This is a genomic window from Polyangium jinanense, assembly GCF_028435365.1.
The window spans coordinates 83,568-95,365 of record NZ_JAGTJJ010000015.1 but is presented as its reverse complement, the minus strand read 5'-3'; the positions used below and the strand labels follow the sequence as shown (position 1 = coordinate 95,365).

At 67.5% G+C, this 11,798-nt stretch carries 7 protein-coding genes; 1 reads left to right on the top strand and 6 read right to left on the bottom strand.

All coding sequences use genetic code 11. The features are described from left to right. Positions 1 to 222: 222 nt before the first annotated feature. The 6 genes from KEG57_RS24490 to KEG57_RS24465 form a co-directional block, all read right to left on the bottom strand. The gene (locus KEG57_RS24490; RefSeq protein ID WP_272423350.1) at positions 223 to 2,505 is read right to left on the bottom strand and encodes a CapA family protein; all 2,283 of its coding nucleotides are present in this window, start codon (positions 2,503 to 2,505) and stop codon (positions 223 to 225) included. A 260-nt stretch (positions 2,506 to 2,765) separates the two neighbouring features. Further along, the gene (gene pheT, locus KEG57_RS24485) at positions 2,766 to 5,234 is read right to left on the bottom strand and encodes a phenylalanine--tRNA ligase subunit beta (protein WP_272423351.1); all 2,469 of its coding nucleotides are present in this window, start codon (positions 5,232 to 5,234) and stop codon (positions 2,766 to 2,768) included. A 124-nt stretch (positions 5,235 to 5,358) separates the two neighbouring features. Continuing rightward, entirely contained in the window at positions 5,359 to 6,432 is a 1,074-nt protein-coding gene (locus KEG57_RS24480; protein ID WP_272423352.1) for a DUF4340 domain-containing protein, read from the bottom strand. 21 nt (positions 6,433 to 6,453) lie between these two features. Further along, positions 6,454 to 8,295, bottom strand: a complete 1,842-nt coding sequence (locus tag KEG57_RS24475) for a GldG family protein (RefSeq protein ID WP_272423353.1) — start codon at positions 8,293 to 8,295, stop codon at positions 6,454 to 6,456. A 10-nt stretch (positions 8,296 to 8,305) separates the two neighbouring features. Continuing rightward, positions 8,306 to 9,043, bottom strand: coding sequence for an ABC transporter permease (locus KEG57_RS24470; protein ID WP_272423354.1), 738 nt, complete (start codon positions 9,041 to 9,043; stop codon positions 8,306 to 8,308). A 6-nt stretch (positions 9,044 to 9,049) separates the two neighbouring features. Continuing rightward, positions 9,050 to 10,216 carry an ATP-binding cassette domain-containing protein gene (locus tag KEG57_RS24465; protein ID WP_272423355.1) on the bottom strand — a complete coding sequence of 389 codons (1,167 nt, stop codon included), beginning with the start codon at positions 10,214 to 10,216 and terminating at the stop codon, positions 9,050 to 9,052. A 458-nt stretch (positions 10,217 to 10,674) separates the two neighbouring features. Between KEG57_RS24465 and KEG57_RS24460 the strand changes: the two genes are divergently transcribed. Then, complete coding sequence (locus KEG57_RS24460; RefSeq protein WP_272423356.1) at positions 10,675 to 11,781, top strand: hypothetical protein; 1,107 nt, start codon at positions 10,675 to 10,677, stop codon at positions 11,779 to 11,781. Positions 11,782 to 11,798 lie beyond the last annotated feature (17 nt).

The window sequence follows — 11,798 nt, the reverse complement described above, 5'->3', positions numbered from 1 at the left end:
TGCCAGTCAAAACCGCAGCATTGACGTGTCTGCTCGACGAGGGGGACAGCGCTGCCGTCTTGGTTGGCAACGTGGTTCGTGGTCTTGCCACGGGCCCGTCCGAGAAACCGCGCATCGCGCGGTTTCTCGGCCTTCGGTCCAGGCCGTGCCTGGTCCGGGGTGCAGGGGGCGGACAGCCCCCTGCCGGGGTCCGGGGCAGCGCCCCGGCGCGGCGGCTTTCGATTAGAGCGCGCTGAAGGTGCGGTGCCCGAGCGTGATGCCGAGCGAGGAGACGCCTGAGGCGACGTTCGTGAAGCGCACGTGGCTCCAGTTGTTCGGCGCGGGGATCTCGAAGCCGTTCAAGGCGTAGATCGAGCTCTTCTCCCAGCGGATGAGGCTGAAGTCGTCGATGAAGATGCGCGCCTCGCCCATCGCCGGCGGCGACGTCCGGAAGTAGAAGCGCGCGCTCGTCGCGTTCGAGGCGGCCGTGACGTTCACGACGAACTGCGTCCAGCCGTATGTGCTTGCGGCCTTCGTGTACGAATCGGTCGTGCTCACGATCGCGCCGCTGTCGCTGTACATGCGCGTCGTGAGCGTGAAGGGGCCTGCGTTATCGCCGCGGATGAAGCCCGTGATCGTCAGCTTCGAGCCGCCGGGAAAGGAGACGCGGTTGTTGTTGTAGACCGTGATCTCCGACGAGTTCGATGAGTTCCGGAGCATCACGAGCGCGCCCATCCCGCTGCGCACGACGCTGTTTTCCACGTAGCGGACCGTGCTCTGGTCCCACGCTTGCCCCTCGCTGAAATCGCCGTCCACGTCGAGGTCCTCGAAATCCCCGTTGATGAGCAGCTCGCGGCCCCATTCGACCGTCGCGCTTGCACTCGACTTCACGTACGAGAGCGAGTCTGAAGGCGCACTTCGCGTGAACGCGATGGGCCCGGTCGCCTGGCTCGTCACGGCCGCGTTCAGCGCCTGGTTCGTCGTCGTCGTCGTGTACTGCGAGGCCGATCGAAGCGCGACGATGCGGTGCCCTGCGGGGAACACGACCGCGCCCGAGAGCCCGTCCGCGATGTTCTGGCCGGCCGGACTCTTCGGCAGGTACGTCGACAGGTGCCCGAAATGCCGACCCATCCGCGCGAGCCCATCGCCCGCGACGAGCTTCGGCACGTAGCCCTCGATGCTGATCGGGATGAGATCCAGCCGCGCGACGTCGAAGCCGCCGCCCGCGAGCACGTCGACGTCCGCGACTGCGAGCAAGGACTGGAACGTCTCGTGGACGTCCTGATCGAAGACGAAGTTGCCGAGGGACATCAGCACGAACTTCGGCGTCCCGCCCACGTTCACGAGGCCGATGCCCTGCGCCGTGTGCGTGTGGTGGGCGACGACGATCCCTGCGCCCCGGTTCGCGAGCGAGATGAACTTCGAGCGCATCGAGTTCGACGGGAACTCGCTGTACTCCACGCCGCCGTGGATCATGGGGATCGCGAAGCGCTCCGGCGTCTCGTCGTCGATGAACGTGTTCATGTTCGTGGACGACGCTTCGAGCGCGCCGGCCTTTTCCGGATCGCGCGCGACGAGCAGGTAGTCGAGCTCCGCCGATCCGTCGGAGACGAGCTCGCTGAAGCCGAGCAGCGAGAGCGGCACGCTGTTGAACGTGCGGAAGATCGTGGTGCCCTCGGCGTTCGTCTCGTTCGAGCCCACGCCGCACCAGTCGAGCCCCGCGTTCGAGACGTGGAGCATTGAGTCGGTCACGCCGGTCGTGAGGTAGTCGAAGATGTGGTTGTTCGCGAGGCTGACGCCGTCGATGCCCGCGTACGTGAGGCCCGCGAGCGTCTCGGGGTACGAGAAGAACGTGTAGTCCTTGTACGGATGCGGGGTGGTGGTGTCCGAGGTGACCGGGGACTCGAGGTTGACGACCGTGTAGTCCGCGGAGGCGAGGGCGTCGCGCACGTACGTGTAGAGGGCCTGCGCGTCGGCGGCGCGGCTCGCGGGCCGGATGAGGTCACCTGCCTCGCCTTCGACGCCGTCGGCGTCGAGGTCCGTGAAGCGGCGGCCCATCATGGTGTCGCCGCCGAAGATCAGGCGCACACGGCCCGTCTTCGTCGGGTTCATGGAGATCGTGCCGGTGCTCGTGATCGTCTCGCTCGTCGGCCGGTGCAGGTCGACGGGGACGATCTCGCTGTAATGGCCGGAGGCGGTGATCTTGAGCAGAACGTTCCGGCGCTTGAGGCCCGTGATCGTGAAGCCGCCGGACGCGTTCGTGGTCGCCGTCTTGTTCGCGTTCGCCACGCCGTCGCCCCAGGCGAGGACGGTTACGGTGGCGCCCGAGATGGCCTGGCCCGAGCGGTTTTTGATCGTGCCGCTCAGGCTGATGAGGGTCTGCTCGTACGTCGTGTCGAACGTGGTCTCGTTTGTGTCGAACACGTAAGGCTGCGCGTGCGCCACCGCCGGCGCGAAGGCGCTCGCGACGCCGAGCCATACGAGCCCTGCCCGAAGGTGTTTACCGGTGATGCGGGTCTCAGCCATGGTCCGCTCCGTGCCGTCCTAGAGGGGTCGAACAGGGACCGGAGAGCGCTCGCGAGGATGGAAGGGCCGGGTTCGACGCGAGCGCTCGCGGGCCCCGATAGGAAATTTCAGTCTTTTCCGGCTGGACCGAGCCCGTCAATCGTTCGCGCCGCGAACCCTCGTGGAGAGGGCGCGCACGCTACGACCGCACGCGAACGGGTGTCCGTCTCCGCAGCGGGGGAGGAATTTTGTGGACATTCTGCACGGCGAAGGGACGGAGCTCAGGCGCGGAGCGTGGCGCCGAAGCGGGCGTGGACGGTCTCGACGACGGACTTGTGCCGCCGGTCGACTTCCTCGTCGGTGAGCGTGCGGGCCTTCTCGGGGTCGGTGGCGGCGCGCGGGTCGCGGTAGATGACGTGGAAGGCGAGGGAGCGATGGCCCGCGGGGATGCTGCCGCCGCGGAAGAGGTCGAAGACCTCCACCGACTCGCAAAGGTCGCCGCCGGCCTCGCGGATGGCCGCGCCGACCGCGCCGGCCTCGACCTCGTCGGAGACGACGAGCGCGATGTCGCGCGTCGCCGCGGGCAGGGTCGGGATCGGGCGGTACTGCGGGCGCGCAGCGCCGACCTCGGCGAGGGCGCGGAGATCGAGCTCGACGACGACCGCGGAGCCGCCGAGGTCGAGCTTGTCGACGACGTCGGGGTGCAGGACACCGAACGCGCCCACGACGCGGCCCTTCACGAGGACGTGCCCCGCGGCGCGCGGGTGCAGGTACGGCGCGCGGGTCGCCTCGGGCTGGTGCGCGACCTCGGCCTTCTCGTGGGTGACGCGCTCGACGATCTCGAGGGCCACGCCCTTTGCGTCGTACACGTCGACCTCGACCGGCTTTTGCAGCGGCGAGCGACGGTACCCGGCGAGCACTGCGGCGAACGAGGGAGCCTCGTCGGCGAGCGGCGCGCGCGCGGGATCGGCGAGGAACCGCGCGCCGACCGTGAAGAGCCGGGCGTCGGGCACGCCGTGCCTGCGGGCGCGTCGCACCGCTTCGAGCAGGCCCGGGAGCAGCGACGTGCGCATCACGGCGCGGTCCTGCGTGAGCGGGTTCAAGAGGCGGAACGGCGCGGGCGGCAGGCCGAGCGCCTCGATCTCCTCGGGAGAAACGAAGCCGTACGTGATCGCCTCCGACAAACCGACGGAGACGGCCGCGCCGCGCACGCGGAGCGAGAGGTCGAAGGCGTGGCGCGGAGGCTGCGGGCGCAGGGCCGGGAGCACCGTCGGCACGGTGCCGAGGCCACGCACGCGCACGACCTCCTCGACGAGATCCGCCTCGCCGGCGATGTCGGGCCGGTGCGAGGGCGGGATGACGTCGGCGTACGCTTGTTCGCCTTCGCCGTGCGTGCCGCGGACCTCGAAGCCGAGACGCGTGAGGATGTCCGTCGCCTCGGGGAGCGGGACGTCCGTGCCGAGCAGCGCGTTCATGCGCGCGGCGCGCAGGCGCACGGGCTCGCGCGCCGGGATCTTCGCGCCTGCGAGGATCGGCTCGCGTGCCGCCGCGCCGCCCGCGAGCTCTGTGAGCAGCGTCGTCGCGTAGGCGAGGGCGTCTTCGAGCGATCCGTGATCGACGCCGCGCTCGAAGCGATGGCTCGACTCGGTGTGCATGCCGTGTCGGCGCGCGGTGCGCCGCACGCCGCGTGGCGCGAAGTAGGCGCATTCGAGGAGCACACGCGTGGTGTTCGCGTGGATCTCGCTGTTCGCGCCGCCCATGATGCCCGCGAGCGCGGTCGGCCCCTCGGCGTCCGCGATGACGAGGTCGTCCACGTCGAGCTTGCGCGCCTCACCATCGAGCGTCTTGAGCGGCTCGCCCGGCGTGGCTCGGCGCACGATGATCTGGCCGCCGCGCACGTCGTTCAGATCGAACGCGTGCATCGGCTGCCCGTACTCGAGCAGCACGAGGTTCGTCACGTCGACGACGTTCGAGATCGAACGAACGCCCAGGCTCTCCAGCCGGTAGCGCAGCCACGTGGGCGAGGGACCGATCGTCACGCCGAGCACGAGGCCCGCGCCGTACCGCGGGCAACGCTCGGTGTCGTCGATCCGCACGGACACGTGGCGCGACACCGTCTCGCCTTCGGCGAACCGCGCGGGCGCCTTCGGTGTCGGCCGCTTCCACGGCAGGTTGAACAGCGCCGCGACCTCGCGGGCGATGCCGATGTGGCCGAGCGCGTCCGGACGGTTGGGGGTCAAACCAAGGTGGAGGATGTAATCGTGCACCTCGGGCATCGCCTCGCGCAGCGGCGTGCCGGGTGCGGCGAGGCCTTTCGGCAGGATCAGGATCCCCGCGTCCTCTTCCTTGCTCGCGACCGCCGAGAGCCCGAGCTCGCGCTCGGAGCAGAGCATGCCCTCGCTCACGATGCCGCCGATCTCGCGCGGCGTGAGCGTCATGTTCACGGCCGGCAGGTGCGCGCCGAGGGGCGCGAAGGCCACGAGGCCGCCCGGCTCGGGCACGTTCGGCGCGCCGCAGACGATGCGCTGCTCGGCGCCGCCGCGGTTGATCGTGACGAGCTTGAGCTTCGCCCGCGACGGGTGCGGCTCGGCGGCGAGCACCTCGGCCACGACGAGCGTCTTCGTGCCCTCGCCGAACTCGGTGATCGCCTCGACCTCGATCCCGGCGTGCGTCAGACGCCGCCCGATCTCCTCGGGCGAAGCATCGAGACCGGGGATGAGCTCGCGAATCCAGCGGTAAGAGGCTTTCATGACCCCTGCGGCCTAAAACGCATGCCCCCAAGATTCAAGCGTTCTCGGTCGACAAAAGCCGAAGGCCCCCTTGGGGGAGGGGGCCTTCGTGCGTTTCGTGTGTCCTGGGCCTACAGGCGCCGGGTCACTCGAGCTCGGGGGGCGCGTCGTGGCCGTGGCCGTCGTCCCCCGCGTGCTCGTCCTTCTTTTCGTCCTTCTTGTCGGACTTCTCGAACTTGGCGCGATCCGCCGCGGCCCAGTCACCGGACCACGACGAGATCACATAGACCGTGCCGTCCCCGCCCTCTTTCTGGGCGAAGCGGCTCGATCCCTTGCTCGTCTTGCCGACCTTGACCGTGATGTCGCCGGCGTTGTCCTTGAGCTTGATCTGGACCACGCCGCCGTTCGTCTCGGCCGCGTCGAGGCCGGCGTCCGATTTCTCGTCACCGAAATCCTCGGCCGTCAGGGACTTGTATGCGCGCAGCATGTCCTTGACCTTGGCCTCGTCGAATTTTTCCCATTTCTTGATGGGCTTCTCGAGCTTCTTGTCTTTGTCGCGTGGCGCGAAGGACCCGGACCACTTCTCGTCGTTCTTCGAGAAGCTGAACTGGCCGTTCGCGTTGGTCACGGACACCTGGATCACGTTCGCGTCCTCGAACTTGAGGATCGACGTCTCGCGCCAGTTCTTGACCTCACGCGTGTAGAGGAAGTTCGAGTAGCCGCCGACCACCCACACGCCGTCCTTGCCGCCGACGCGCGCGAGCTGGCCGCGAGAGCCGCTCTTGCCGAAGTAGGCGTCGAAGATCTTGCCGTCGCCCTTGTAGGCGAGGACGTGGACGCCCTTCTCGTCGTCGAGCTCGTACTGCTTGTAGGTGCCCGTGCCGCGGTCGATGCTCTCCTTGACCTTGATCTCCTTCAAGTTGTCGAGGAGCGACCGCACGTTCGATGCGTTCGCCTTGGCGGACACGGGGGCCACGAGCTCCCATGCGTCGCCCTTCTTCTCCAGCGTGACGCTGGATTTGTCGGCGTTCTTGATCTCGATCTTGGTGATCGCTTCGACGTCGTCCTTCGAGGGGGCAAGCGTCGGGAAGTCGGCCGTCGCCGCGGTCGCGGAGTGGGCCGACATCTCCTTCTGCTTCGTCTGCCTCGTGGCGTAGAGGCCGCCGCCGAGGGCCGCGAGGACGCCGATCGCCACGTAGATCTTGTGCTCGGTCTTCATGGGTCTCCTTCGTCTTCGTCGTCAGTCGAGTCGGATGGAACCCCGCGCGTTCTCACGCCGCCACCAGCGGAAGAGGCCGAACGCCGCGAAGAGCAAGGGTCCGAAGAGCGTGAGCGACCACTGCACCCGCGTCTGCGTCTTCTTGCGCTCGAGGCGATAGTCCTCGGCCTTCTTCGTCGCCGTCGCCTCGTCGTCCGTCGCGTCGATCTTCGGCGCCTCGATGTTCGCGTACGTGAGCTTCGGCTCCTGGAGGAGCTTCGCGCTCGTCGCGATGAGATCGGAGTCGCCGCTCATCCAGTCGAGGACGTTCTTGAACGCGAGGATCGTCGCCGTCAGGTAGTTCTGGGCGTACGGCATCGAGAGCATCTGCAGATCCTCGTCGCCGCCCATGCCGCCCATCATCATCATCTGCGGAGGCATCGGGGGCGCGTTGCCCGAGCGCGCGTAGGGGTTCGCGAGGAACTGCGAGGCGCTGATCACGAGCAGGCGGCTCTTGTCTTTCGACTCGGCCGGCGTCTCGATGCCCTCACCCGCGCCGCCGAACGCGCTCTTGATCTTGCCCTCGAGCGCGACGGCCATCGCGCGCTGGCCGTACTCGCCCTTGGGCTTGGCCTGCGCGGAGAACTTGAGGTCGATCGCGTCGGAGGTGTCGATCGTGGTGCGCGGCGTGGAGCGAGCGACCACCTTCATCTGCGCGCCCGGCTGCTTCTCCGGGTGCGGGACGAGCGTCGAGGGGAAGGGGAACGCGAGCTCCTCGATGCGGAAGAAGCCGGCGAACGACGAGTCGAGCGTCTGCTCGGCCTCGCTGAGGCCGTCGACGTGCTGCGCGTGCGCCATGCCGTAGCCAATGATGCCGATGACCTGGCCGGTCTGCGTCGGGACCGCGATACGGACGGGACGACCCCAGTCCATGATCGCTTCCTTCTTCATCTCGACGCCGTAGCCGTCGAGCAGTTTGTCCAGGCCATGGAGGTTCAGCTCGGCCTTCATCGCCGCGTCGGAAGCCTTGAGGTTCACGGCGCCCGCGATCACCACGACCGACTTGTTCCCCTCCATGAGGAACTGATCGATGCGGCGGAGCTCCTTCTCCGTGTAGTCCTTGGCGGGCTGCGTGATGATGATGCCCGCGAGCTCCTTGTTGATCTCGGCGTCGCCGTTCTGCAGGTCGACTTCCTCGATCTTGTAGAAGGGCAGCGCCTGGTCGAGGATCCCCTTCATCGAGGGGCCGCCGCCGCGGCCGGGCTGCGCCGCCACGAGGTTCGTGTCGGTCAGCTTGATCTCGTCCTTGCCCGTGATGACGCCGTACTTCTGGTAGACGTTGTCGGCGCGGTCGCGGAGCTCCCGGATCTTGTTGGTGATCCAGAATTCGAGGCCCTGCGACTGATCCGCGGACAGTATCGGGATCGCCTCTTTTTCGCTGCCGTACTTGAAGGCGATGCCCATGAAGCCGCGCGTGATCGTGGCCTGATCCTGGCCCGTCTCGCTGCCCTCACCGAAGGCCGCTTCCTGCAGGCCCGCTTCCTTCGCGGCCGTGCGCTGCTCCTCGGTCTTCGGCTCGATGAGCGTGTACTTGAACTTGCCGTTCGAGCCGCGCTCGTACTCGTTCATCAGGTCGACGAGATCCTGGATGAAGGCCTCCTGCTTGGGGCCGCCGCGCGTCACGTAGACGTCGACCTGCAGGTCTTGCTTGAGGCCCTCGGAGACGAGGCGCGCCGAGCCCTTCGACAGGGTGAACCGCTCGTTCTTCGTCACGTCGACGCGCTTGTTCTGGATGAACGCGATGACGTTCACGACGACGAGGATCGCCGCGACGAGGACGAGATAAACGCCGGTAGCCGCTCTGGCCTTGGTCTTGCGTTCCATGGCCTTCCTCCTATGCCCACTTCCGGCGCTCGAGCGCGCGGAACGCCGCCATCAGGCAGCCGACCGCGATCGAGGCGAAATAGACGATGTCACGGGTGTTGATCATGCCCTTCGCGAAGGGCACGAGGCGGGTGTCGAAGCTGATGAACGAGATGGCTTCGCGCAGCCAGGGCGTCGGCATCTTGTCCGCCACGCTGCCGACCATGTGAAGCGCGAAGAGCACCACGAAGGTGATGAAGAACGCGACCGTCTGGCTCTCCGCGAGCGCCGAGATCAGAAGGCCGATCGAGACGGCCGCCGCGCTGTAGAGCAGAAGGCCGAGGTAACCCGAGTAGACCGGGCCCATGTCGAGCGGGCCGAGATCCCAGGGCTTCCAGAACATGAGCAGCGGGTAGAGCAGCGTCGAGGCGACGAGCAGGAGCACGAGCCCCCACGCCCCGAGGAACTTGCCCAGGATCACCTCGTGATCCTTCACGGGCAGGGTGATCAGCATCTCGAGCGTACCCGAGCGCTTCTCCTCCGCGAGGAGGCGCATCGTCACGACGGGGATGATCAGGAACGACAAACCCCGCGGCGCCTGCGCGAAGATCTGCACGAGCGAGGCCCGGTCCTGCTGCCAGAAGCCGCCCCCGAACTCGAAGAACACGAAGCCCAGAAGGATCAGCCCGAGGCAGATCACGACGTAGGCCAGCGTCGAGTCGAAGTTCGAGCGGAACTCGCGCTTCGCGATGATGAATGTGGTGCCCATCGGCGTTCAGCCCTTCTTCTTCTTGTCGTCCTCGTCGGACTCGTCTTCGTCCTCGTCCTCGTCGGACGCGTCCTCGTCGGACTCGTCTTCGGCGGACTCGTCCTCGTCCTCGTCCTCGTCCTCTTCGGCGCCAGCCGCTTCGGCCTCGTCCTCGTCGTCCTCGACGATGGGACGGCCGCGATCGCGACGCTCGTCGTTCTTCGTGAGCGCCTTGAACACGTCCTCGAGCTTCTGCGCCTCACGACGCATCTCGAGGAGCAGCCAGCCCTTCGAGACCATGAGCTGGAAGATCTCCGCGCGGATGTCGCCGTCCTGCGCGCCCGCGAGCTGGAAGCTGTGCGCGCGATCGTCCGTCGGCAGCTCCACCACGCTCGTCACGCCGGGCAGCTTCTCGAGAGCCGCCTGCACTTCCTCGGCGCTCGGCGCCTTCTTCGCGGGGCTTCCCTCGAAGATGCGCTTCTCGTGCACCTGGACCACGTAACGAACGCGGCCGCTCTTCGCGCGGATCTCCTCGAGCGGGCCGTCGGCGACGATGCGCCCCTTCGAGACGATGATCGCGCGGGCACAGGCCTGCTCGACCTCGGAGAGGTTGTGGGTCGACAGGAGGATCGTGCGCTCCTTACCGATCTCCTGGATGTACTTGATGACCTCGGCCTTCTCGTTCGGGTCGAGGTCGCTCGTCGGCTCGTCGAGGATGAGAATCGGCGGGTCGTGCACGAGCGCCTGGGCGAGGCCGACGCGCTGCCGATAGCCGTGCGACAGGTCGCGGATGTCCTTGCCGAGGCTCGTCGCGAGGCCGCAGACCTCGACGATGTTCTTCATGCGCTTCTTGAACGTGGACGTCTCGAGCCCACGCATGTCCGCGACGAAGCTCAGGTACTCCCAGACGTTCATTTCCCCGTAGAGGGGCGCGCGCTGGGGCAGGTAGCCGATCTTCTTCCGGACCTCGAGGGGATCGTCGAATACGTCGTAGCCATGCACCCGCGCCGTCCCGCCGGTGGCGGAAATGAAGCAGGTGAGGATGCGCATCGTCGTGGACTTGCCGGCGCCGTTCGGGCCGAGAAAGCCCACCACCTCCCCGCGGTGGACCTCGAAGCTCACCTTGTCGAGCGCGCGAAACGCCCCGTATCGCTTGGTGAGCCCATTGGCCTCGATCATCACGTCGGTAGACAATCCGACCTCCTTCGGTAGAGCGCGCACCTAAGCGCCCTTTGTCGCTGCACGGTAAAACCAGGTGAGGGTCCGCCAGAGCCGCACGGCGGCGCCCCTCGGCTCGGGAACACGCGATCTTTCGATCTAGCCCGAGCGAACGGCGCGCATCCTAGCGGTGGGCGGATCCGTGTCAACGCCATGGTGACGTCGATCGCGCGGCCCAAACCCCCATCGAACGGCTTTATTCCCGGTCGCATGTCCAGATGTATGTAGTTCTGCATACTTGATCCGGGCAGCGGACGCGGAAGGGACGAGGTGAGGGAAAGGGGCGGCGGGGCTGGAAGACGCGGGCGGCGCGGAAGCGGCGAGGAGGGCGGAGGGAGCCGGGACGGCGGGACGCACGGGCGAGGGGAAGGGGGCGGTGGTAGGGTCGGGACATCTTTCTTCGGCGCAGGGAGCGGCGAGCAGGAGGTTCCTTCATGTCCCTTCGAAAGCAGTGGTCTTTTCTGGGTACGAGCGCGGCGTGCGCGCTCGGGCTTTGTGTCGTCCTCTCCGCGGCGTGTCGCGCGGAGGAGAACAACAACCCCTCGGGCGGCGACGGCGGCAGCGGCGCGCAGGGCCCGGCGGGGCCGGGGCCCGGCGGCGCGGGCGGCACCGGCGGCGCGGGCGGCGCAGGCGGCGCGGGTGGCTCCGGCGGCGGCGCGACCTGCGACGGCAAGGAGGTCACGATCGAGCAGATCACGAACTCCAAGGCGAGCGGCGCGGTCGGGAAGGGGACGCCCGTGAAGGTGAAGGGCGCCGTCGCCATGAGCCACAAGTTCCTCGTCTCGCAGAGCAACGCCGGAAACTGCCTCTGGGGCGTGTTCGTGTCGGCGCCGGGCCTCGCGGAGACGAAGGAGTACTCCGGGGTGATGGTGCTGAGCTACGGCGTGCCCGCGTCGATCCCGCCCGGCGGAAACAAGGCGTACTGCCCGAAGCTCTCGAACTATTTCGAAGGAGAGCCGCTGCCGGGTGACGCGATCCCGGACGACGTGAAGCCGGGCGACGTGCTCGACATCACAGGCGTGGCCGATTCGTTCCTCCTGGCGGCCTGCGCGAACGAGATGAACGGGAGCAAGGTGCCGCAGACGCAGATCGCCTTCACGTGCGCGGTGGAGCGGACGGGGACGGCGCCCGTGCCGGCGCCGCATGCGTTCACGGATGCGGCGGAGGTGGCGAAGCTTGGCTCGCCGACGGACGCGGACTTCCACGTCAGGTGGGGTGGCGTGAAGGTGCGGGTTTCGAACGTGAAACCGGTACCCCAGCCAAACCCGGCGCCGATGGGGATGGGCGAGGTCGTGGTCGGCGACTTCGGCGTGATCAAGCTGCAGGACTCGAACGTCGAGGTCGGCGACAAGATCTATTACCGCGGCTACGAGCAAAACGATTGCTACGCGGCGCCGGTGTTCGCGGACGTCAATATGACGTTCAATGCGATCGATGGCTTCAGCTACCTCAGCTATTGCACCTGGGGCCTGCAGCCGAACGCCAAATGCACCGATTTCGATCCGAAGAGCGAGGACTGCGGTAGCTTGACCTGCCAGTAGCCCGACGTGGTCCGAGC